The sequence below is a fragment of the Arthrobacter sp. B055-34 genome (genome assembly GCF_059090425.1).
Genome location: NZ_JBNHFQ010000005.1, coordinates 41,710 through 65,270 on the forward strand (window position 1 = coordinate 41,710; position 23,561 = coordinate 65,270).

19 protein-coding genes are annotated in these 23,561 nt (G+C 64.4%); 7 read left to right on the forward strand and 12 right to left on the reverse strand.

Features of this window, described 5'->3' with window-relative positions; translation table 11 throughout:
• Positions 1–79: 79 nt before the first annotated feature.
• Complete coding sequence (aspS, locus tag AC5RWO_RS11075) at positions 80–1,906, reverse strand: aspartate--tRNA ligase (protein ID WP_498731429.1); 1,827 nt, start codon at positions 1,904–1,906, stop codon at positions 80–82.
• 203 nt (positions 1,907–2,109) lie between these two features.
• Here aspS and AC5RWO_RS11080 point away from each other — a divergent pair, with 203 nt between their 5' ends.
• Complete coding sequence (locus tag AC5RWO_RS11080; RefSeq protein WP_498731430.1) at positions 2,110–3,363, forward strand: APC family permease; 1,254 nt, start codon at positions 2,110–2,112, stop codon at positions 3,361–3,363.
• 18 nt (positions 3,364–3,381) lie between these two features.
• On the opposite strand, the gene hisS is transcribed toward AC5RWO_RS11080, so the two are convergent.
• Positions 3,382–4,725, reverse strand: a complete 1,344-nt coding sequence (gene hisS, locus AC5RWO_RS11085; RefSeq protein WP_498731431.1) for a histidine--tRNA ligase — start codon at positions 4,723–4,725, stop codon at positions 3,382–3,384.
• A gap of 187 nt (positions 4,726–4,912) precedes the next feature.
• Between hisS and AC5RWO_RS11090 the strand changes: the two genes are divergently transcribed.
• The 3 genes from AC5RWO_RS11090 to AC5RWO_RS11100 all read left to right on the forward strand — a co-directional run bounded on the left by AC5RWO_RS11090 (position 4,913) and on the right by AC5RWO_RS11100 (position 8,002).
• Entirely contained in the window at positions 4,913–5,719 is an 807-nt protein-coding gene (locus tag AC5RWO_RS11090) for a peptidylprolyl isomerase (RefSeq protein WP_498731432.1), read from the forward strand.
• A 68-nt stretch (positions 5,720–5,787) separates the two neighbouring features.
• A complete protein-coding gene (locus AC5RWO_RS11095) occupies positions 5,788–7,227 on the forward strand; it encodes a DUF349 domain-containing protein (RefSeq protein WP_498731433.1) in 1,440 nt (479 codons plus the stop codon).
• A 130-nt stretch (positions 7,228–7,357) separates the two neighbouring features.
• Positions 7,358–8,002 (forward strand): hypothetical protein, encoded by a 645-nt coding sequence (locus AC5RWO_RS11100; RefSeq protein ID WP_498731434.1) that lies wholly within the window; start codon positions 7,358–7,360, stop codon positions 8,000–8,002.
• Here AC5RWO_RS11100 and AC5RWO_RS11105 read toward each other — a convergent pair.
• The 9 genes from AC5RWO_RS11105 to pdxT form a co-directional block, all read right to left on the reverse strand.
• Entirely contained in the window at positions 7,999–10,218 is a 2,220-nt protein-coding gene (locus AC5RWO_RS11105; RefSeq protein WP_498731674.1) for a RelA/SpoT family protein, read from the reverse strand. The two genes, AC5RWO_RS11100 and AC5RWO_RS11105, sit on opposite strands and share 4 nt — an antisense overlap.
• Before the next feature lie 328 nt (positions 10,219–10,546).
• Complete coding sequence (gene secF / locus AC5RWO_RS11110; RefSeq protein ID WP_498731435.1) at positions 10,547–11,554, reverse strand: protein translocase subunit SecF; 1,008 nt, start codon at positions 11,552–11,554, stop codon at positions 10,547–10,549.
• Positions 11,554–13,287: a protein translocase subunit SecD gene (gene secD / locus AC5RWO_RS11115; RefSeq protein ID WP_498731436.1), complete on the reverse strand. Its 1,734-nt coding sequence runs from the start codon at positions 13,285–13,287 to the stop codon at positions 11,554–11,556. The genes secF and secD overlap by 1 nt, the downstream gene beginning before the upstream one ends.
• Before the next feature lie 108 nt (positions 13,288–13,395).
• A complete protein-coding gene (gene yajC / locus AC5RWO_RS11120; protein WP_498731437.1) occupies positions 13,396–13,845 on the reverse strand; it encodes a preprotein translocase subunit YajC in 450 nt (149 codons plus the stop codon).
• A 144-nt stretch (positions 13,846–13,989) separates the two neighbouring features.
• The gene (ruvB, locus tag AC5RWO_RS11125) at positions 13,990–15,072 is read right to left on the reverse strand and encodes a Holliday junction branch migration DNA helicase RuvB (protein ID WP_498731438.1); all 1,083 of its coding nucleotides are present in this window, start codon (positions 15,070–15,072) and stop codon (positions 13,990–13,992) included.
• Positions 15,072–15,710, reverse strand: a complete 639-nt coding sequence (gene ruvA / locus AC5RWO_RS11130; protein ID WP_498731439.1) for a Holliday junction branch migration protein RuvA — start codon at positions 15,708–15,710, stop codon at positions 15,072–15,074. Before ruvA ends, ruvB begins: the two co-directional genes overlap by 1 nt.
• A 126-nt stretch (positions 15,711–15,836) precedes the next feature.
• Positions 15,837–16,418: a crossover junction endodeoxyribonuclease RuvC gene (gene ruvC / locus AC5RWO_RS11135; protein WP_498731440.1), complete on the reverse strand. Its 582-nt coding sequence runs from the start codon at positions 16,416–16,418 to the stop codon at positions 15,837–15,839.
• Positions 16,419–16,425: 7 nt separating this feature from the next.
• Entirely contained in the window at positions 16,426–17,187 is a 762-nt protein-coding gene (locus AC5RWO_RS11140) for a YebC/PmpR family DNA-binding transcriptional regulator (protein WP_498731441.1), read from the reverse strand.
• A 2-nt stretch (positions 17,188–17,189) separates the two neighbouring features.
• Positions 17,190–17,855: a pyridoxal 5'-phosphate synthase glutaminase subunit PdxT gene (pdxT, locus tag AC5RWO_RS11145; protein ID WP_139003436.1), complete on the reverse strand. Its 666-nt coding sequence runs from the start codon at positions 17,853–17,855 to the stop codon at positions 17,190–17,192.
• Between the two features lie 146 nt (positions 17,856–18,001).
• On the opposite strand from pdxT, the gene AC5RWO_RS11150 reads away from it, so the two are divergent.
• Both AC5RWO_RS11150 and AC5RWO_RS11155 read left to right on the forward strand, forming a co-directional pair.
• Positions 18,002–19,276, forward strand: coding sequence for a MurT ligase domain-containing protein (locus tag AC5RWO_RS11150; protein WP_498731442.1), 1,275 nt, complete (start codon positions 18,002–18,004; stop codon positions 19,274–19,276).
• Positions 19,277–19,999, forward strand: a complete 723-nt coding sequence (locus tag AC5RWO_RS11155) for a type 1 glutamine amidotransferase (protein ID WP_498731443.1) — start codon at positions 19,277–19,279, stop codon at positions 19,997–19,999.
• 39 nt (positions 20,000–20,038) lie between these two features.
• Here AC5RWO_RS11155 and AC5RWO_RS11160 read toward each other — a convergent pair whose 3' ends face one another.
• Entirely contained in the window at positions 20,039–21,295 is a 1,257-nt protein-coding gene (locus AC5RWO_RS11160; protein ID WP_498731676.1) for a CapA family protein, read from the reverse strand.
• 185 nt (positions 21,296–21,480) lie between these two features.
• Here AC5RWO_RS11160 and AC5RWO_RS11165 point away from each other — a divergent pair, with 185 nt between their 5' ends.
• Positions 21,481–23,514: a M3 family metallopeptidase gene (locus AC5RWO_RS11165; RefSeq protein WP_498731444.1), complete on the forward strand. Its 2,034-nt coding sequence runs from the start codon at positions 21,481–21,483 to the stop codon at positions 23,512–23,514.
• Positions 23,515–23,561: the final 47 nt, after the last annotated feature.

The following is a 23,561-nucleotide window of genomic DNA, read 5'->3' on the forward strand; positions in this document are numbered from 1 at the left end:
AACGAGGCGGCCGGTTAACGGACTGCGCCGCCCGGACTGACCCCTGGGGGCCGGCCGGACGGCGCAGTCGTAACGCAGGTCAGCTTTGGACGCTGTCCTTTACAGGGTGCTGGGCAGCATCCTTCTGCCCGTCATTGGAGGCGTCCTTCGGCTTGGGCTTGAAGTCGATGCCGGCTTCCTTGCGCTGCTGCGGGGTGATCGGCGCGGGCGCATCGGTCAGCGGGTCGTGGCCGCCGCCGGTCTTCGGGAACGCGATGACGTCGCGGATGGAGTCCGAGCCGGTCAGCAGCTGGACAACGCGGTCCCAGCCGAAGGCGATGCCGCCGTGCGGGGGTGCGCCGTACTTGAAGCCCTCGAGCAGGAAGCCGAACTTGCTCTGGGCCTGCTCCTGATCGATCCCCATGACGGCCAGGACACGTTCCTGCACGTCCCGCTGGTGGATACGGATGGAGCCGCCGCCGAGTTCGTTGCCGTTGCAGACAATGTCATAGGCGTAGGACAGGGCGTTCGCCGGGTCCTCATCGAACGTGTCCATGAACTCGGGCTTCGGCGAGGTGAAGGCGTGGTGGACGGCGGTCCAAGCACCTGCGCCGACGGCGACGTCGCCCGATTCGACCGCTGCGGCGGCCGGTTCGAACAGCGGGGCATCGACGATCCATACGAAGGCCCAGTCGCCGTCGTTAATCAAACCGGTGCGGTGGCCGATCTCCACGCGGGCGGCACCCAGCAGCGCACGCGCCGAGGACTTGTCGCCGGCGGCGAAGAAGACGCAGTCGCCGGGCTTGGCGCCCACGGCATCCGCGAGGCCGGCGCGCTCGGTGTCGGTGAGGTTTTTGGCCACCGGACCGCTCAGCGTTCCGTCTTCCTGGATCAGGACGTAGGCCAAGCCCTTGGCGCCGCGCTGCTTGGCCCATTCCTGCCACGCGTCCAGCGTGCGGCGGGCCTGGGAGGCACCGCCGGGCATGACTACGGCGCCGACGTACGGGGCCTGGAAGACGCGGAAGGTGGTGTCCTTGAAGAACTCCGTCAGCTCGGTCAGCTCCAGGCCGAACCGCAGGTCAGGCTTGTCGGACCCGTACTTCGCCATCGCATCGGCGTAGGTCATGCGGCGGATCGGGGTGGGGATCTCGACGTCGATCAGCTGCCACAGCGCCTTCACGATGCTCTCGCCCAGCGCGATGATGTCATCCTGCTCGACGAAGCTGGCCTCGATGTCCAGCTGGGTGAATTCCGGCTGGCGGTCGGCGCGGAAGTCTTCGTCCCGGTAGCAGCGGGCAATCTGGTAGTACTTTTCGAAACCGCCCACCTGCAGCAGCTGCTTGAACAGCTGCGGGGACTGCGGCAGGGCGTACCAGGAGCCCGGATCCAAGCGCGCCGGCACCAGGAAGTCGCGGGCGCCTTCCGGGGTGGAACGGGTCAGCGTCGGGGTTTCGATTTCCACGAAACCGTCCTGGTGCAGCAGCTCGCGCGCCACCCGGTTGGCCTCCGAGCGCAGCCGCATGGCGGCCGCGGGGCCGGGACGGCGCAGGTCCAGGTAACGGTGCTTCAGGCGTGCTTCCTCGCCGACCTCGACGTGCTCGTCGATCTGGAACGGCAGCGGATCCGAAGTACTGAGTACGACGACGGAATCGGCTATGACTTCGATCTCACCTGTGGCCAGGGCCGGGTTTTCGTTGCCTTCGGGCCGCTTCTCGACCGTGCCCTTGATCTGCAGCACATATTCGTTGCGCAGGGCGTGAAAGACGTCCTCTTCGCGCACCACAACCTGGGCAATGCCGGAGGCATCACGCAGATCCAGGAATGCCACGCCGCCGTGATCACGCCGGCGGGCCACCCAGCCGGCGAGGGTTACGGTCTGTCCAATGTGCTCAGCCCTCAGCGAGCCGAGGTCATGTGTGCGCAGCACAGCATTCCTTTCAGTAAAACTTCACCGGCGCTATCGCGGAGGCTTCCGCCCCGGGCCGGCTGTGATGTGACTAGAGTGTTCTTAAATGGGTCTTGAACGAGTTTACCGTTGATCGGGCTTGGGTCCCGACACCGGACCGGCAGCCGCAGGATCGACCCGGAGCGCCGATGCCTGGCGGAACCAGGAACAGACGGAGGCAAACTTTGAGCAGTGAATCAGCCCTGGAACGCAGGCTGGGCGGTGTTGACGCCACCACGGTGGGCATCGGTTCCATGGTGGGCGCCGGCGTCTTCGTGGTCTTCTCCCCCGCCGCCGCGATAGCCGGCAACTGGCTGCCGCTGGCGCTGGCAATCGCCGGTGTTGTTGCTTACTGCAACGCGATGGCCTCGGCCCAGCTGGCCGCGGTCCATCCCACCAGCGGAGGCACCTACATCTACGGCCGCCGGCAGCTCGGCGAATGGCCGGGCTTCCTGGCCGGCTGGGGCTACATCACCGGAAAGGTGGCTTCCTGTGCCGCCATGGCGCTGGCCTTCGGCCTCTACGCCGCCCCGGAATTTGCGACGGCGGCCGCGGTAGCCGCCGTCGTACTGCTCACCGGCGTGAACTTGATGGGGATCACCCGCACGGCTTGGGCCACGCGCTGGATCGTGTCCATTGTGGTGGCCATTCTGGTCTTCGTGATCGTGGTCGCCTTCGACGCCGAACCCATCGGCCAGAATATTCCGGTTGACGGTGCCTCGCCGTACGGGATCCTGCAGGCCGCCGGACTGTTTTTCTTTGCCTTCGCCGGCTATGCCAGGATCGCCACCATGGGCGAGGAAATCCGCGACCCGAAGAAGCTGATTCCGCGCGCCATCCTGGCGGCCCTGGTCGTCACCCTGGCCCTCTACGCCGTGCTCGGCCTGGCGCTGCTGGACTTCATGGGTGCAGGCCTGCTGGCCGCCACACCCGCCCCGTTGCTGGCGGTCGGCGAAGCTGTGGGCGGCGGCGTTGGCACCACCGCCGTAACGATTGCCGCAACGCTGGCCTGTCTGGGCGCACTGCTCGCGCTGATTGCCGGCGTCAGCCGCACCATGTTCGCCATGGCCCGAGAGGGGGATCTGCCGCGTGCCTTTGCCTCGGTCTGGGAACGCTTCAAGGTTCCCTACCTGGCCGATCTGGCCGTCGCCGCCGTCGTTATTTTCCTGCTGCTCACCCAGGATGTCCTGGCCGTGGTGGGCTTCTCCAGCTTCGGCGTGCTGATCTATTACGCGGTCACGAACGCGGCCGCGCTGACCCTTACGGAGCGGCCGTGGCAGGCGCCCAAGGCCCTGAACTGGTTGGGCCTGGCCGGCTGCTTGATCCTGGCGTTCACCCTGCCGCTGTCCTCGGTGCTGACCATGACGGCGGTGCTGGCTGTGGGGCTGCTGGGCCGCGCCGTGCTCAAACCCGGACGGCGGCGCAGGCCCCACGCCTAGCCGCCCGGGCCGCGGCCGCTACTGGGCGGAAGTGATCTGCGGGATCAGGTCCGCTGCCGGCGGCGTCCAGGTCTTGGGATCGGCCGCAACCTGTTCGCCGGATCGAATGTCCTTGACCTCGTGGTTGAGGTTGCCGTCTTCGTCGGTGCTGAACCAGACAAAGGGGATTCCCCGGCGGTCCGCGTACTTGATCTGCTTGCCGAATTTCTCGGCCTTGGCCGCAACTTCCACGCTAATGCCGCGTCCGCGCAACTGCGCCGCAATATCCTGCGCCTGCGACCAGCTGCCGTCGTCGGCCAGCGTGACCAGCACGGCGGTGGGCACGTGCCGGGAGGCCGAGGCGAACTCCTGGCTGAGGATCCGCATCACCAGCCGGGTCACGCCGATGGACAGGCCCACGCCGGGGAACTTGCGGTTTCCCTTGGCGGCGAGGGCGTCGTACCGGCCGCCGGAGCAGATCGAGCCGAGCTGTTCGTGTCCGACCAGGACCGTCTCATACACGGTTCCGGTGTAGTAATCGAGCCCGCGGGCGATGCTCAGGTCCGCCAGGACGCGTCCCGGTGCGCGGTGCGAAGCTTCACCGATGACCTGTTCGAGCTCGGCCAGGCCCTCGTCCAGCAGGTCATTGCTCACGCCGAGGGCACGCACCTCCTGTGCAAAGGAGGTGTCCTCGCTGCGGATGGAGGCCAGCTTCAACGCGGCCTCGGCCTGCTCCGCGGTGGCACCGAGCTCTTGCTGCAGCAGCTCGGCAACCTTCTGGGGCCCGACCTTCTCAAGCTTGTCGATGCTACGCAGGACCCCGGCGGTATCGTCCAGCCCGATTCCACGGTAGAAGCCCTCCGCCAGCTTGCGGTTGTTCACGCGAAGCTTGAATTCCGGAATGGGCAGAGAGCCCAAGGCTTCCACGATGACCAGAGCCAGCTCCACGTCGTAACGGAACGGCAGCTCACCGTCACCCACGACGTCGATATCGGCCTGCGTAAATTCGCGCGCGCGGCCCTCCTGCGGGCGTTCCCCGCGCCAGACTTTCTGGATCTGGTAGCGGCGGAACGGGAAGGCGAGGTGTCCGGCATTCTCGACGACGTACCGGGCAAACGGCACGGTCAGGTCGAAGTGGAGCGCCAGTTTGTCCTCCGCCTTGGCGCCCTCTTCGTCCGCCTGGAGCCGGTGCAGGCCGTAGACCTCTTTGTCGATCTCGCCCTTGCGCAGCAGCTGCTCCACCGTCTCCACGGCACGGGTTTCAATGGAGGAAAACCCGTGCAGCTCAAAGGTCCGCCGCAGGCTGTCCAGCACATGCTGCTCCACGAGTCTCTCCTGCGGAAGCCATTCCGGGAAACCTGACAGTGAGGCCTTACGTGCCATGCGGGGATATCTCCTAAATTGTGGGTCGAAAGACTCATGGGGGCTGACTACTCAGGATAACGGGCCCTTTGGCCCGCGAATGCCTAAACTGGCTGCCGGACCATTTTAAGGGCAGGCAGCAGTCCCGGCCCAATGAATTGACCATCCCACCCGCCGAGGTGGGGCCAGAGGGGAAAGGAAGGGCCCGGTGGCCGCCAAGAGCCAGGACCGCGAAACAAAGCGTCGCATTGCGCAGATGGAGGCCAAACGCTCCCTGCGTGCAGAACAAACCAAGCGGCGCAAGCGCGACAACATTATCGGCGGCGTGACGATCGCCGTACTGGTCATCGTGGGTGTCCTGCTCCAGCTGACGGTATTCGGCACCAACCCCACGGCGCGCGAGGTTGACCAGGTACGCGAGGGTATCGAAGAGCCGATACCTGGCGACTCTGCCTCCCCGGATCCCGCCGGGGCACAAACGAATGCGGCCCATATCCCTTCCGCGGATCTGGCGCGTGGCCAGGTACTCACCGGCACGCTGTCCACCAGTGCCGGCGACATCGGTGTTGAGCTCGACGGCGAGGCTGCGCCGCAGGCCGTTTCGGTGTTCAAGTCCTTGGCCGACGAGGGCTTTTTCGCGGGCAAGACGTGCCACCGCCTCACTACCGCCGCTTCCATGGGCGTGCTCCAGTGCGGCTCCGTGGACGGCCAAGGCGGCGGCGACCCGGAGTTCCAGTGGGGTCCGGTCGAAAATTCGCCGGAATCCGGTCTGTATCCTGCCGGCACAATTGCGGTCGCCCGCGGCCAGAGCACTTTCAGCAACGGCAGCCAGTTCTTCATTGCCTACAAAGACAGCACGATTCCGCAAGATACCGGTGGCTACACGATTATGGGTAAGGTAACCACAGGCCTCGACGTGATCCAGGAGATTGCCGACGGCGGCGTCAAAGAAACCGGCAGCCAGGACGGACAACCTAAAATACCAGTAACGATTGATGCGTTTACTCTAGATTGATCTAGTGAAGTATCTGGTGCGCGCACCTGCGGTGGGTGCACCGAACAACGAGTGAAAGAGTTTTAGCGGTGACAGACAGTCAGAAATCCGACGAAACAGTTGACGGCACGGGCTCCGAAACGCCAAAGCCGCCGACGCCGGCCAGCATGAAACCGTCCGCACGGCCTCGCCCGACGCCGGCAGCAATGGCACCGAAGCATGCTGCGGCCTCTGCGGTTCAGACCGTTGTCGCTGCTCCGCCGGTACACAGTACGCCGCTTTCCGAAGCCGCCAAATGGGGCCGGGTTGCCGAGGACGGGCACGTTTTCCTGATTCTCGACGGCGAAGAACACCCCGTCGGGCAATATCCGGATGCCCCAGCCGACGAAGCGCTGGCCTACTTTGTGCGCAAGTATGACGACGCCGCCGCACAGGCAGCGCTCCTGGAGCAGCGGGTGGAGGCGAAGGCGCCGTCCACCGACATGCACAAAACCCTTGAGCATCTGAGGGCACAGGTTGCGGAGCGCCACATGGTCGGGGACATCCCGGCCCTGGAGGCACGCCTTGATAGCCTCGACACCGCGATCGCAGAGCTGCAGCGCAGTGAAAAGGATGCGCAGGAAGCACAGCGCTCCGCCGAACTGGCTGCGCGTGAAGCCATCGTCGCCGAAGCGGAATCCATCGCCGGCAAGGACCCTGCCACGGTGCAGTGGAAGACCAGCAGCGCACGGATGAACGAGCTGTTCGAAACTTGGAAGAGCGCGCAGAAGAACGGCATCCGGCTGGGCCGCGGCACCGAAGATGCGTTGTGGAAACGCTTCAGGTCCGCACGCACCGTCTTTGACCGCCACCGCCGCGCCTACTTCAGCCAACTGGACAGCGACAATGCTGCCGCCAAGGCGGCTAAAGAAGCGTTGATCGCGCGTGCCGAGGAGCTCTCGAACTCCACCGACTGGGGACCGACCGCCGGCGAGTACCGCCACCTGATGGACGAGTGGAAGGCTTCCAAGCGTGCCAGCCGGAAGGACGACGACGCGCTCTGGGCCCGTTTCCGTGCCGCCCAGGACAAATTCTTTGCCGCACGCCAGGCCGCTAACCACGTCATCGATCAGGAGTATGCCGCCAATCTGGTGGTCAAGGAAGCGCTCGTAGCCGAGGCGCAGGCGCTGCTCCCGATCACCGATCTCGGCGCCGCCAAGAAGGCCCTCCAATCCATCAGGGACCGTTGGGAAGAAGCCGGCAAGGTGCCGCGCGGAGACATGCAGCGGATCGACGGGGGCCTGCGCAAGGTCGAAGACGCTGTCAAGGCAGCCGAAGACGACCAGTGGCGGCGAAGCAACCCGGAAACCAAGGCCCGTACCAACAGTGCTTTGAGCCAGTTGGAGACGGCCATTGCGGGTCTCGAAGAGGATCTGTCCAAGGCTGAACGGCAGGGCGATGAGCGGAAGATTGCCGACGCCCGCGAGGCTCTCGAGGCTCGTCGGCAGTGGCTGGATACCTTGCAGAAGTCGGCACAGGACTTCTCCTGAACGACCCAGCGAATAACTGACCGGGCGGCCTGATCCACCCGATCTACACACCGTCTGAGGGCGGAGCCGCTTTTCCACAAAGAGGTTCCGCCCTCTCTCGTTGGTCAGCGGGCTTTGACAAGCTGGCATCATGACCATGGGAGAGCACCGGCAGCAGCCTTCGACGACCGTTCCCGGCACCAGCTCCCAGGGAGGCGGCCTGCTCTATGCCGGGCGACCGTTCAGCCTTGCCGAACTGCAGGCCATGGCAATCGATGGCCTGGTGGTCAATATTTACGGTCCTGCCTACGTCGCCGCCGGCGAACCCGTCACCTCCGTACACCGTGCGTTGGCTGCACATGCGGCCTTGCCGCAGCCCATCCGGCACAAGGTGGTGCTCGGGAGGCTCACGGCAGCTTGGGTCTACGGCTGCTCGCCGCCGGGCAACAAGATCACCGTCCTGCTCGACCACCGCTACCGGGCCACCTCACAGGGGAGGCACCGAAGTATCCATCTGCACGAAGTCGCGCTGGGACCGCTGGACACGTTGAATATCTCGGGCGTCCTGATCACTTCTCCCCTGAGGACGGCGCTGGACATCGCCGTCTACGCCCGTGACGAAGACGCGGTCCGGATCCTGCTCGCCTTATCCTCCGACCCCGGGCTGAAGTGCCCCTTGGGCTACATCCGGCAGGCCCTGCAGATCCGGGAGCGGATGCCGGGCAAGAACGTGGCCCTCCGGCGCTTGGCAGCCGCACTCGACCTGCGGAAACAGCAAGCCGGAGGAACCACTTAGATCCGGCGGCGGGCGTCCGTAGTGCGGTACACGTCGAACACTCCGTCGATGCGGCGGACCGCGCTGAGCACATGGCTCAGATACTTCGGATCCCCCATCTCGAAGGAGAACCGCGAGATCGCCAGACGGTCGCTCGAGGTGTGCACGGTGGCGGAGAGGATGTTTACGTGGTTCTCGGCCAGCACGCGCGTCACATCGGAGAGCAGGCTCTTGCGGTCCAGCGCCTCGACCTGGATCTCGACGAGGAAAACGCTGGACTTGGTCGGTGCCCACTCAACATCCACGATCCGCCCGGGTTGGTCCCTCAAGTCGGACACATTCCGGCAGTCGGAGCGGTGGACGGACACACCGGATCCCCGCGTCACAAACCCGATAATCGGATCCGGCGGCACCGGAGTACAGCAACGCGCCAGCTTCACCCAGACATCGCCCACACCGACCACGGTCACGCCGGAGTCCGAGGTCTTCGGGCGTTTGGGGGCGGTGGAGATCGGAGCTTCCATCTCCTCGGCCGCCTCCGTTCCGCCGAGCAACGCCACCAGGTGTTCGATGACGTTCTGTGCCGAGGAATGACCGTCCCCGACCGCAGCATAGAGCGCGGCGATGTCCTGATGGTGCAATTCCTGCGCCACAGCCATCAAGGCGTCATGTGTCATCATCTTCTGCAGCGGCAGGTTCTGCTTCCGCATGGCCTTGGTGAGCTGGTCCTTGCCCTTTTCGATCGCCTCTTCGCGGCGTTCCTTGGTGAACCACTGCCTGATCTTGTTGCGTGCCCGAGGACTCTTGACGAAGCCCTGCCAGTCCTGGCTCGGCCCCGCCCCCTCGGCCTTCGAGGTGAAGATTTCAACCCAGTCGCCATGGTTAAGCTCGCTGTTGAGCGGGACAAGTTTCCCGTTGACGCGTGCACCGATGGTGCGGTGGCCCACCTCGGTATGGACGGCGTACGCAAAGTCCACCGGTGTTGATCCCGCAGGCAACGCCATGACCTCGCCCTTGGGTGTGAAGACAAACACCTCGCGGGCGTTGATTTCGAAGCGCAGCGAATCGAGGAACTCTGCCGGGTCGGAGGTTTCCTGTTGCCAGTCGACCAGGCTGCGAAGCCAGCCCATGTCGCCGCCGTCCGCCGCCGTGCCGGAGTTTTTCGCCGCGTCCTTGTACTTCCAGTGCGCGGCGACGCCGTATTCGGCCCGGCGGTGCATCTCGTACGTCCGGATCTGGATCTCCACCGGCTTGCCGCCCGGACCGATCACTGTAGTGTGCAGCGACTGGTACATATTGAACTTCGGCATGGCGATGTAGTCTTTGAACCGCCCGGGCAGGGGGTTCCACCGCGCATGCAGCGCACCGAGCGTGGCGTAACAATCGCGCACGCTGTCCACCAGGACACGGATCCCCATCAGGTCATGGATATCGTCGAAGTCCTTACCTCTAACGATCATCTTCTGGTAGATGGAGTAGTAGTGCTTGGGGCGCCCGGTGATCGTCGCCTTGATCTTCACCGCGCGCAGATCGTCGCCGATCTTGGTACGGAGCATGGTCAGGTACTTCTCGCGCTCCGGCGTGCGCTCCCCCACCATGCGCACGATCTCTTCGTACACCTTGGGGTGCAGCGCTGCGAAGGACAGGTCCTCGAGCTCCCATTTGATGGTGTTCATGCCCAGCCGGTGCGCCAGCGGGGCGAAAATCTCAAGCGTCTCGCGGGCCTTCTTGGCGGAGGATTCCGGCGAGACGAAACGCCAGGTCCGGGCGTTGTGCAGACGATCCGCAAGCTTGATGACCAGGACCCGGATGTCCTTGGCCATCGCCACAACCATTTTCCGCACGGTCTCCGACTGCGCGGCGTCGCCGAACTGGACTTTGTCCAGCTTGGTCACGCCGTCGACCAGCATGGCGACCTCGGATCCGAACTCGGCACGCAGCTGGTCAAGGGTGTATTCGGTATCCTCGACCGTGTCATGCAGCAGTGCGGCGGCCAAGGTCGTCCCGGTCATGCCCAGCTCGGCCAGAATGGTGGCCACGGCTACCGGGTGGGTGATGTAGGGGTCGCCGCTCTTGCGCTTTTGGCCCCGATGGCTGCGCTCGGCAACTACGAACGCGCGGTGGATCAGGTCGAAGTCCTCGCGCGGGTTGTTCGCCCGCACTGTGCGCAGCAGTGGTTCAAGGATCGGCGAGTAGCCGGCGGAGCCGCGTCCGGTCAGCCGTGCCAGGCGGGACATGGTGCGTTCGCGCCGTCCCGGGAACGAATTGCGGACCGGTGCCTGGTCCGGAACGGCCTGTTGTGGTGAGGGCACAACAACAGGACCGGGCCCCGGCTTTACCGCCGAATTGGGACCCTGGTCCGTAGGCCTGCCGTTCTCAGCCAAATCCTGCCCCGCTTTCCTTGCCGGCAACGAGGCAGGAATACTCCAGCCCGCGTTGTACCTGACAACAGATACATCATCCGATCGTTCTAGTCTATGCCCCATGAGACATGGCATTCACATCCATGGAGAGCAGAAAGGCCGGTTGCCACCGATGAGTGGCAACCGGCCAATCAAGGGCCTGCTATACGGTAACCTCGTCGCTTTCCGACGACTCAAGACGGCGGCGGGCGTCAACCCGCTTGGCTTGCTTCACCAAGGCAGGTTCCTTCGCGCGCAGCCACGCATACATCGGGGCCGCAATGAAGACCGTTGTCACGGTGCCGATGATGATACCGATAAAGAGGGACAGAGACAGGTCCCGGAGGGTGCCAGCACCGAGCAGCATCGCCCCGATAAAGAGGATCGACGCGACCGGCAGGACGCCCACTACCGACGTATTGATCGACCTGACCAACGTCTGGTTGACGGCAAGGTTGACCTCCTCCGAGAACGTCCGTTTGGTGGATTTGTCGATGTTCTCGGTATTCTCCCGGACCTTGTCAAAGACCACCACCGTGTCATACAGCGAGTAACTCAGGACCGTCAGGAAGCCGATGATGGCCGACGGCGTCACTTCGAAGTCGCTCAAGGAATAGAGGCCCGCGGTCACGATCAGGACCACTGTCATACCGGACAGGGCGGCCACGGACATCTTCCAAGTGCGGAAGTAGATGGCCATCATCACCGCTGCCAGGGCAACAAATACCACCAGTCCCCAGATGGCTTGACGGGTCACGTCCTGTCCCCAGGTGGGTCCCACGAAGGTCGACGTCACCTGGTCCGCTTCCACCTCGTACGCCTCGATCAAGGCGTCACGGACGGCCAGTGTCTGGTCATCGGAGAGCTGCTCTGTCTGGATCCGCATGGTGTTGGGCGCAATATTGGTCACCTGCGGGACCAGACCCGGCTCCACCGAGGTGACTGCCTCTTCACCCCGGGAGATGTCGGTGTTCTCCGTTTGCGAAACCGTGAATTCGGAACCGCCGCGGAAGTCGATGCCCAGGTTGAACCCGCCCTTGACGACCGGCACGATGATTGAAATCAGGATGGCTACCGCCGCGATCAGGAACCACAGCTTGTACTTCTGCACAAAGGGGTAGGAGCGCTTGCCGGAATAGAGGTCATTACCGAATTTTGCCAAGCTGGGCATTAATTGCTCTCCTTATCCGAGCCACGTCCCGGAACAGAGGCCGAGCGTTCCTTCTCCGCTGCGGCCCTCCGTTCGGCAATGGTCTGGCGTCTGCTGGCTTCAGCTGCGGCCTTGGCGTTCTTGGTTGGGACCTTGGGCTGGGCCTCGCCCGGTTGGCGGATCCTGCCGGCACCGCGGTACAGCGGGACGGCTCCCAGCAGCTTCGGATCCAGCCCGGAGAACCTGTGGCCTTCGCCGAAGAACTTGGTACGCGCCAGCAGCTGCATGACCGGGTGCGTGAAGAGGAAGACGACGGCGAGGTCGGCTACCGCTGTCAGGCCCAACGTGAATGCGAAACCGCGCACGTTTCCGACAGCGACGAAGTAGAGCACGACGGCGGCCAGCAGGTTGACTGCCTTCGATGCCAGCACGGTCCGTTTTGCCCGCTTCCAGCCATTGTCGACGGCGGAAACCAGACCGCGGCCATCGCGAAGCTCGTCACGGATACGTTCGAAGTAGACGATGAACGAGTCTGCAGTCTGGCCGATGGCGACAATCAGACCGGCAACGCCGGCGAGGGAGAGCCGGTAGTTCTCGGTCCATCCCAGCAGCGCAATCGCCAGGTAAGTCAAGAACCCTGCCACCACCAGTGAGGCGATGGTGACAAACCCGAGCATGCGGTACTGGAACAGCGAATAGACGGCCACGAGGACCAAACCAATCAGGCCCGCGATGATGCCCATGCGGAGCTGTTCGTCACCCAGGGTTGCGGAAATCTGCATTTCGCTCTGGATCTCGAAACTGATCGGCAGGGCACCGTACTTGAGTTGCTCGGACAGCGCGCGGGCGGACTCTTCCGTGAAGTTGCCCGTAATCTGCGGCTTGCCATCGGGGATCACAGCGTTCGTTGTCGGAGCTGAAATCACGGTGCCGTCGAGGACAATGGCGAACTGGTTCTGCACACCGGACATTCCAAAGAGGCGTTCGGTGACCTCCTTGAAGGTCTGGGTGCCCTCTTCGTTGAATTCGATGTTGACGGCCCACTGGTTCAGCGACTGGCCCTGAGTACCGCGGACCTGCCCGAAGCTGGCAGTAGCAATATTGGTACCGGGAACCTCCACCGGGCCCAGAATGTATTTCATCCCGGTGTCAGGCTCGCATGCCACCATGGGCTGGTCCGCCGGTGCACGCTCTTCGGTAGCAGCGGCAACGGCCGCCGGATCCGTGCAGTCCAGGGCTTCGAACTTCTGATAGAGCTCCGGCGTAATCCAGTTCAGGTCGCTGGCGTTCGTCGGTTCAGCCGTTGGCTCCGGCAGTTCTTCTTCCGGTGTGCGGCTTTCTTCCGGAACTGCTGCTCCCTGGCTTCCGGCCAGGACGGGCCGGAACTCCATCGCGGCGGAGGCCTGAATGAGCTCGCGGGTCTTTGCATCGGGAACGCCGGGCAGGCTGACTACAACGTTGCGGCCGGACTGGGTGCTGATTTCAGCCTCGGCGACGCCGGAGCCGTCGACACGCTGACGGATGATTTCCACGGCTTGCGTCAGCTGTTCGGCGGAAATTTGATCACCGCCGCCTTGGACCTGCGGAGCCAGAATCATCTGCGTTCCTCCCTCAAGGTCCAGCGCCAGCTTCGGCGCCCAGGTGGCCTGGCTGGACATGACTCCGCCGGCGAGAGCGGCGGTGAGGACGGCAAATAGGACACCCAGCCAGACCAAGGTCCGTTTAGCTGCGGTGGTGTGACCGGATCGTGCCATTGATGATCTTTCTCTCATCAGCTTTGGCCGGCGGTGCCAGTGCACCTGCGTGACAACCAGGCGGGGCCCTGCCCCACCCAGTGCCGCGTCGACAAAGCCGTTATCGGCCTACTTGTTGTCTTTGTTGTTTTCTTCGTTGAGGCGGTTCAACGGGTCCTCTGCCGGCTCCGACGGAGCAGTGCTCCCGCTGCTCTCGCCCGTCAACGCCGAGGCATCGTCCGGTACAGCAGGGCTTTCGGTGTCGACTACTTCGTTGACAGCCTGCGTATGGACGGTGGCCGTATTGCCGGGCGACAGCTCGATGACAACCTTGTTCTCGTCACGGTCCACAGAGACAACAGTGCCGTACAGCCCGAACGCGGTCATGACCTGGGCGCCCGGATGCATTTTTTCCTGCAGAGCTTCAGCCTTTTCCCTCATCTGGGCCTGGGCCTTCTTCTGCTTGCGGAACATCATGAAGATGAGCAGCCCGAAAATCACGAACAACGCGATGGTCATGAAGTCGATGCCACCGCCCTGCGGCTGCGCGTTGCTGGCGGTCAAGACGTTTTCGAACACAGAGTTGTTCCGTTCCTTGTTCTGGGTTGAGCCCGGCGTGGCCGGGCCCAGCGGTCTGCGCCGGCATCGCTGCGGCCTGAACAGCCCCAGGATGTGCCCGGCATCTCCACTATTCTACGCGTCGTGGCAAACCGGCGCGCATCATCAGTTGTCGGAGAAATCCGGTTCGTCTTCGGCAAGTACCGTAAACAGGTCTGCACCCGTCCGGACCGCCGATTCCGGCATCTCGATCCCCAGATGAGCCCAGGCAGCAGCCGTGGCTACGCGTCCTCTCGGGGTCCGGCCCAGCAGTCCTTCACGGACCAGATACGGTTCCGCCACCGTTTCAACGGTCTCGGTCTCCTCCCCCACGGCGATCGCCAGCGTGGACAGCCCAACAGGGCCGCCCCCGAACTTGGTGATCAACGCGCTGAGCACCGAGCGGTCCAGACGATCCAGTCCGCGGGCGTCCACTTCATACATGTCCAGCGCGGCGGCCGCCGTCCGGGCATCGATTTCCTCCACCCCGTGGACCAGTGCCCAGTCCCGGACGCGGCGCAACAACCGGTTGGCAATACGCGGCGTCCCGCGGGAGCGACCGGCAATTTCCGCGAAACCGACCGAATTGATCTTCAGATCCAGCAGCATTGCAGAGCGGCGAAGCACCAGTTCGAGCTCCTGGGTCGAATAGAACTCCAGATGCCCGGTAAATCCGAAGCGATCGCGCAGCGGCCCGGGCAGCAGGCCCGCCCTCGTGGTAGCGCCGACCAAGGTGAACGGCGGCAGGTCCAGCGGAATCGCCGTCGCCCCCGCCCCCTTGCCGACGATTATGTCCACCCGGAAGTCCTCCATCGCCATGTAGAGCATTTCTTCGGCGGGACGGGACATGCGGTGGATTTCGTCGAGAAACAAAATCTCACCCTCTGTCAGCGAGGACAGAATGGCAGCGAGGTCGCCGGCATGCTGGATTGCTGGTCCCGAGCTGATCCGCAGCGGCGCATTCATTTCGGCAGCAATAATCATGGCCAACGTGGTTTTTCCCAGGCCGGGCGGGCCGGAGAGCAGAACGTGGTCCGCCGTCCGTTCCCGGATCCGGGAGGCTTCGAGCACCAGGGAGAGCTGTTGGCGGACCCGGGCCTGGCCCACAAAATCGGAGAGGTTCTTCGGGCGCAGCGCGGATTCGATGGCCCGCTCCTCCGCTTCCCCCGCCGCCGACACCAGGGAATCGCGGTCCGCGTCGGAAGCCATTACCTGGCCCCCGCGGCAGTCCGCCGCGCGCTGCCGCTACGCACACCGTCCTGGCCCAAGCTGCGCAGCGTCAGCCGGAGCATGTTGGCCACGTCGCCCGCTGCCGCCGCTTCCGGATGCTCTGCGGCGGTGTTGTCCAGTGCCGCGCCGGCGTCCTTCTCCGTCCAGCCGAGGCCTTTGAGCGCTTCAAGGACCTGGTCCTCCCAGGCATTCGCGACAGGAGCGGAAGCCTCGCCAAGGGGCACGAGTTTGCCGGCAAGTTCAAGCACCATCCGGCTGGCAAGCTTCGGGCCGATGCCGGGAACCTTGCTGAACGTCTTGGTGTCCCCTTCGGCTGCGGCGATACGTAGGATCTCAGGAGTATGGACCGACAGAGCGGCCAGTCCCAGCCGGGGACCTACACCGCTGACGGATATGAGCGTCTCGAAAACTTCCCGCTGGGAGGGATCCTCGAAGCCGTACAGCGTCATGGAATCTTCGCGCACGATCATGGTGGTGGAAAGCTCCGCCTCGCGGCCGAGGTGCAGGGTTGCCAAGGTCTGCGGCGTGGCCTGGACCAGCATCCCGAAACCATTGACATCAACGACGGCGGAATTCAGGCCAACGTGGTTGACGATTCCGCGCAACGAACTAATCATGTACCCGCTCCAAAACAGCTTCCGGCGGAAATCGGAGCCACTGGCGGCATCCGTTCTTCCGAACATACGTACGAACAGCCTACGACGCCGAGCCGCTGAACGCAGCACCGCCACGCCTGGTAGTGATCAACGGATCTTGCGCCGCGCCTTCGCCTCAGCTTCTGCCCACAATCGCTGCGCGGCAGTCTGCCCGCCGCCGGACTGGCCCCTCGACCCCGCCACCGGCGCCGCACTTCCACGCCACGCATGGGTAATGGCCAGGGCCAGGGCATCGGCCGCATCGGCCGGCGTCGGCGGCCTGTCCAGGCGCAAAATCCTCGTGACCATTTTCGTCACGGCGCTCTTGTCCGCCTGGCCGTTTCCGGTTACCGCGGCCTTCACCTCCGTGGGAGTGTGCAGGGCAACGGTTATGCCGCGACGGGCTGCTGCGGCAATAACGACGCCGGAGGCCTGGGCCGTACCCATCACGGTACTGACATTGAGCTGGCTGAAGACCCGCTCGACGGCCAGCACGTCGGGCGTGTACCTGTCGAGCCACTCATCGATCGAGTTGGAAATGGCGAGGAGCCTCTGCTCCAGAGCTACATCGGCCCGGGTGCCTACCACCGTGACGCCGACCAGGGTCGCCCGTCGGTTGGGCTCAATGTCCACCACGCCGAAACCGCACCTGGTCAAACCCGGGTCCACTCCCAGCACCCGCAACGTCACTGCAGCACTACGCGTCTTCGGATTCCAGCGTTGCCATGACCTCTTCGGAGATGTCAGCGTTTGAATAGACGTTCTGCACATCGTCGAGGTCTTCGAGAGCATCCACAAGTTTCATGAATTTGCGCGCCGCGTCCGCTTCCAGCTCGACCTCCATTGAAGGCACAAACTCGACCTCGTCGGTCTCGTATTCGATGCCGGCTTCCTCCAGACCGGCGACCACGGCACGCAGGTCGGTCGGATCGGAGTGGATTTCGAAGTTGTCGCCGGCTTCCTTGACCTCTTCGGCGCCTGCGTCCAGCACCGCCATCAGAACGTCGTCCTCGGTCAGATCGTTCTTGGGCAGAGCGACAACGCCCTTGCGCGCGAACATGTACGCCACCGATCCCGGATCGGCGATAGTTCCGCCGTTGCGCGTGATAGCCAGGCGCACCTCCGAGGCGGCGCGGTTCTTGTTGTCGGTCAGGCACTCAATGAGCACTGCCGATCCCTGCGGACCCCGCGCTTCATAGATGATTTCGGTGTAGTCGACTACTTCGCCGGTCAGGCCGGCACCGCGCTTAATGGCACGGTCGATGTTGTCGTTCGGCACGGACGTCTTCTTGGCCTTCTGCACGGCCAGTTCCAAGCCAGGGTTGCCCGCCATATCGGCTCCGCCAGCGCGGGCGGCAACCTCAATGTTCTTGATCAGCTTCGCGAAGGACTTCGCACGGCGGGCGTCGATGACCGCTTTCTTATGCTTAGTGGTCGCCCATTTAGAGTGTCCCGACATGCTTACGCTTCTCCTCTAACGATTCGGATAAAAAGTTCGTGGATGCGGCGCTCCCCCGTAACCTCCGGGTGGAAGGATGTCGCCAGCAAATGCCGCGAACGCACTGCGACAATTCTAGCCGTCCCGTGCAATGTATCCGTATGGGAGGCTTCCTGCGGCTCAACCTGGGCCAGGATCTCCACGCCCTCCCCCACGCGTTCCACCCACGGCGCGCGGATGAACACGGCATGGACCGGCGCGGGCTCGGTGCCAGGCCCGGTGGCGCTGAATTCGAGTCCACTAAAGCGCAAATCCGTTTCGAAGGACTCGCGTTGGCGGCCAAAGGCGTTCCGGCGCACGGTTATATCGAGCCCGCCCAGGGTTTGCTGGGGGTTGCCCTTCAGATCGGTGGAGGGATCGGCAATCTCATCGGCAAGCATGATCATTCCGGCGCACGACCCGTATACCGGCATGCCGTCGGCAATCCGCTTCTGCAACGGGACGGCGAGTTCGAAGATGCGGGTGAGTTTGTCAATGGTCGTGGATTCACCGCCGGGGATCACCAGACCATCCACAGCATCGAGTTCGGCGGGGCGGCGGACCGGGACCGCGGAGGCGCCGCTGTGTTCCAGAGCCGCGATGTGTTCGCGGACATCTCCCTGCAGGGCAAGTACACCAATGTTGACCAACGGCTGATTCCTCGGGTTTCTCGATCAGGGGCCGGAACTTGAGCGGCCGCTGCAAAAACAGTAACGCCAACTCTTGGTCCAGCGTTAAATGGGCCGGCGCGCAACCGTCCCCGAACGGTCATAGGCCTCTTGTATAGTTTCTACTCATGCGACACCTCCTTGCGACCCTTGCCGGAAAGGCCGTTAAGACGGTGGCGAAACTGCGCGGGGGTGGTTCCGCCCTCCCCGGCCTGGTTGCGGAGAAGATCGATCCGAACTTCCTGCCGCGCACTCTGGGCAATCTGCCCCAGGGCGTCGTCGTCATCAGCGGTACCAACGGCAAGACCACCACCACCAAGATGGTGGTGGAACTGCTGCAGGGCCAGGGCTTGAACGTCTTCACTAACCGGACCGGCAGCAATTTCACCCGCGGCGTGGTGGCGGCCGTGCTGGGCGAAACCACCATCGGCGGCAAGCTCGACGCCGACGTTGCCGTGCTGGAGCTCGATGAAGCCCACGCGGTGCACTTCGTCAAACTCGTCGCCCCGCGCTACTGCCTGCTGCTCAATGTCATGCGCGACCAGCTGGACAGGTTCGGCGAGATCGAGACCACCGCAGGGTTCCTGCGGCAGATCGCTGCGGCCACCACCGAGGCCGTGGTGCTCAACCGGGAAGATCCGCGCATTGCCGCCCTGGCCGAATCCGTTACCGCGGAGCGGGTCCATTACTTTGGCTTGGCCCCGCAGCTGCGTGTCATGTTCCCCAATGACGATGACATGCGTTCGGGCGGCACAAGCGACGCCTCCGGCCTGCCCGCGGCCGACGTCGTTCTGTCCACCTGTGAGGGTGCCTCAGCGACTTTTACCGTTGGCAGCCGCGATATCGACGCGGAGTTGAAACTTACCGGTGTCTACAACATCTACAACGCTGCCGCCGCCTTGGCGCTGGCCCGGACCGTGGTCGGCGCGGACGTGGATGAAGAAGCCCTGCTGGACTCGCTGGAGGCAGTCACCCCTGCCTTCGGCCGCGGCGAGAGTTTGACCGTCAACGGCAAGCCGCTGGACCTGGTGCTGGTGAAGAATCCGGCAGGGTTCCGTCTGGCGCTGCGCTCGTTCCCACCTGCAGGCTTCAGCACCATGATCGCGATCAATGACAATTACGCCGACGGCCGGGACATGTCCTGGCTGTGGGACGTGGATTTCGACTCGCTCGCCGCAGCCGGCGTGGCGGAAGTCAGCGGAGTGCGTGCCAACGACATGGCACTGCGGCTCTTCTACGAGGACGTGCCGGTACGGCACGTGGACACGGACCTTTCGGCGTCGCTGCACCGGTTCATCACACTGGAACCGGAAGCGCCCAAACGTATTTACTGCACTTACACCGCCATGCTCGCGCTGCGCCGGGAGCTGGGGAAGCTGACCGAAGTGGAGGTGGTTTCCTAAATGGATGCCCCCGTGATTGACCTGCTCCAGCTGTATCCGCGCGACATGAACATCTACGGAGACTGGGGCAATGTCCTGGTCCTGCGCAAGCGCCTGCAACTGCGCGGCTACGACGTCCGGCTGCACGAATACAACCCGGGTGACACGTTTCCGGACCAAGTGGACCTGATTGTCGGCGGCGGCGGCCAGGATTCCGGCCAGAACAAGATCCAGGCCGATCTGCACCAGCTCGGCGGGCGATTGCGCGAACTCGCGGACGACGGCGTGCCCATGCTCGCCATTTGCGGGCTGTACCAACTGTTCGGAAACTTCTTCAAGACCCACACCGGCGAGGTCATCAAGGGCATCGGGCTGCTGGATGTGGACACCGTCGGCGGGCCCAAGCGGCTGATCGGCAACACCGTCCTGGAGAGCGAAGAGTTCGGCACCGTCATCGGTTATGAAAACCACAGCGGCCAGACGTTTCTCAAGGGCGGGACCCAGCCGCTGGGCACGGTCACCAAGGGGGACGGCAACAACGGCCAGGACTCCACCGAGGGCGCCCGCTACCGCAACGTGGTTGCCAGCTACCTGCACGGTTCGCTGCTGCCCAAGAACCCTGCGGTGGCGGATTTCCTGGTCCGCCACGCCGCACTGCGCCGCCATGGCAGCTTCGATGATGCGCCGCTGCAGATCCCGTTCGAGGAACAGGCCCGCGAAGACGCCGCCGCGCGCCCGCGCTGAGCGTGCCGCACCGCTACCCGCTAGGGCAGCTGCCCGGCACTACTTGCCGCTAAGCAGCCACTCCTGCGCGCCGTCCTCCCCTGCTCCCATCGACTCCACGGTGTCCTTGGTCCGTTCCCGGCTTGCGGCATCGGCTGCCGGTGAAACGCACGCCGGGCCCTCTTCCAGTGCATCCGCTGCGACCGGACACCAGCGGTGCTCCGGGCCGTCAAAGGTAACCGGCAGCCAGGCGAGCCGGGAAACGTCCCAGGGGCCGCCGTCGTCGTTCTGGCTGAACTGGGCGCGCACCATGAGCCCCTCGGTGTTGAGGATGTTCGGCGTGGCATGGGCCGCGATGGCATTGCCCAGCCCGTAGACAATCCACGTGTCCTTGTACTTCTCGATGGGCTGCACCGAATGGCTGTGGTGCCCGTAGATCAGCGAGAATTCGCCGCTGTCGGCCAGCTCGTGCGCCACGTCCTGCTGCTGCGCGTTCGCGTAGTCGGTGTACTCATCCCCCGCGTGGACAACGCCAAGTACGATGTCCGCGCCTTCCTCCCGGGCCTGCCTGGCCTTGGCGATCATGGCGTCCGCGTCCAGCATGTCCACCTGCCACGGCTCGTCCGGCACCAGCCCGTTAAGCGCGTACGTTGCCTCGATGACTGCGACCCGGGCGGCAGGCGTATCCATGATCAGCACTTCCTCGGCATCGGCGCGGGTGCGGTAGGACCCGGTATGTTCAAGCCCTGCCTCGTCCAGCGCGTCCAGCGTCCGTTCCAGCCCCGCGGTGCCGCGGTCGATGGTGTGGTTGCTGGCCGTGGTGCAGGCGTCGTAGCCGAGCTCCGCGATGGCATCCAGGATTTGCGGGGGCGCGTTGAAGGACGGATACGCCGCGTACGGGCCGCCAGCTTCGGCCACCGGGGTTTCCATATGGCAGAGGGCAAGATCGCTGGTGTCCACGTAAGGTTCCTGCGCTGACAGGATCGGGCCAAAGTCCAATGGTCCCCGGCCCGTTTCTTCCGCATCCTTTGCCGCCTGGTCCCAGAGGGCTTCGTGCAGCAGCAAATCCCCGGTCATGACCACCGAGGTGCAGCGGACACCGGGGCATTCCGGTCCGGCTCCGGCCGTTGTGGACGGCGATACGGACGACGACGGCGTCACCTTGCTGCCGCCGTCGCTCCCCTCTTGGGCCGGGCCGGCCGAGGCAGACGGAGCAGCTGCGGCAGAAGATGCCGTGCCAGCTGCCGTTCCATTGCCTGACCCTGTGCCCGTTGCACTGCAGCCCGCGAGCAGGACTGCCGCGGCCAGGGGCAGCACCAATCGAGGCCGCACCTTGCCGGCCCCGCCCATAGCCACCCATTGCCGCGGACGCGGGTGAATCCTTGCGCTGCTTTCTGGCATGCCGTCAGTGTAAGCCGCAGCGAGGCGTGGCCTTCAACGACGCGTCTGCGCCGCCCCTAAATGACCTCAGGAGTACCGGCTGCGCATGGCAAAGTAGTGCCATGGCAAACCCGTTTCTCGCCCCCAGTACGCTCCCCTACGAGCTGCCGGCCTTCGCCGACATCCGCGCCGAGGAATACCTGCCCGCGTTCGAGGCCGGATTCACACAGCAGCTGGCCGAAATCGAGGACATCGCCGCGAACCCGGAACCGGCGTCCTTTGGCAACACCATGGTTGCCTTTGAGCGATCCGGCCGGACGCTCCAGCGTGTGGCCGCGGTCCTGCGCAACATCGCCTCCGCAGACGCGACCGAGGAGATCCGGCAGTTGGAACAGGCCGTGTCCCCGCGGCTGGCCGCGCACCAGGACAACGTTTACCTGCATCCAGGACTGTACCGGCGCATCATGGCGGTCGATGAGAGCGCCGAGGACCTCGCCGGCGAGGATCTGCGCCTGGTGTCCGAGCTGCGCAAGCATTTCCGCCGGGCCGGAGCCGGCCTCGAGCCCGCCGGGCAGAAACGGCTGCGCGAGTTGAACGTGCGCTTGTCGGAACTGGCCACGGAGTATTCGCAGGAGCTCCTGGCCGCGGGGAACGCTGCCGCCCTGCACGTGGTTGACCGCGCTCTTCTGGACGGGCTGGCCGAAGAGGACATGACCGCCGCGGCTCAGGCCGCCCGGGAAGCCGGATATGACACCGGCTGGCTGCTGACGCTGGTCCTGCCGACCGCCCAGCCTGCCCTCGAAGTGCTCACGAACCGGGAGACCCGGCGGCGCCTCTTCCAGGCCTCTGTGGGCCGCGGCGACGATGGAAACCGGACGGTGCTCCTCGCAGCGCGATTGGCCGAACTGCGCACCGAGCGCGCCGCGCTGCTCGGCTACCCGAACCACGCCGAATACGCCCTAGATTCCCAAACGGCGCCGTCGCTTGAAGCAGTGCGTCAGCTGCTCGCGCAGCTGGTGCCGGCGGCGGTGACCAATGCGCGGACCGAGGCCGGCGTCCTGGCCGCGGCGGCGGGACACGACATCGAACCCTGGGACTTGGCCTTCTACTCCGAGCAGGTTCGGCGCCGTGACTATGACGTCGATCTGGCGCAGCTGCGTCCTTACTTCGAACTCGAAAGTGTGCTCCATGGCGGCGTCTTCCACGCGGCGGAACAACTGTACGGACTGAGCTTCGAAGCACGTCCGGACCTGCCGGGCTATCACCCGGATATCCGGGTTTGGGAAGTCAAGAACGACGACGGCACCGGACTTGGCCTGTTCCTGGGCGACTACTATGCGCGGCCGACCAAAAACGGGGGTGCGTGGATGGATTCGTTTGTCGAACAGTCCGGCTTGCTCGGCCAGCAGGCAGTAGTTGTTAACAATCTGAACATCACCAAACCCGCGGCGGGCGAGCCAACCTTGCTCACCTTTGACCAGGTGGTGACGCTCTTCCACGAATTCGGCCATGCGCTGCATGGTTTGTTCTCCCGGGTCAGGTATCCGCGGTTCTCCGGAACCAACGTGCCTCGGGACTTCGTTGAGTATCCTTCCCAGGTCAACGGAATGTGGGCGTTGTGGCCGCAGGTCGTGGACGGCTATGCCCGCCACCACGTCACGGGTGCCGCCCTTCCGCCGCGGACCGTCGACAAGATCGATGCGGCGCGGCTCTGGGGCGAGGGCTTCGCCACCACCGAGTATTTGGCGGCCGCCCTGCTGGATCTGGCCTGGCACAGCCTGCCTGCAGGAACGCGCATCGATGATCCGCTCTCCTTCGAGAAGGAGGCGCTTAAGGACGCCGGACTCGATCTGGACATCATTCCCCCGCGCTACCGCAGCGGCTATTTCAAGCACATCTTCGCGGGTGGCTATGCGGCCGGCTACTACTCATATCTCTGGAGCGAAGTGCTGGACGCGGACACCGTGATGTGGTTCCGCGAAAACGGCGGACTGAACCGGGAGAACGGAGACCGCTTCCGGACCCGATTGCTCTCCCGGGGCAACAGCATGGATCCGTTGCAGGCCTTCCGCGATTTCCGTGGCCGCGACGCCGAAATCGGGCCGCTGCTCACTCGACGGGGACTCGACGGCAACGAGCGGACCAGCATCAGCTAGCGGAACCTTCGACGAACAATGCAATGCTGATTCCACCACCAACCAGG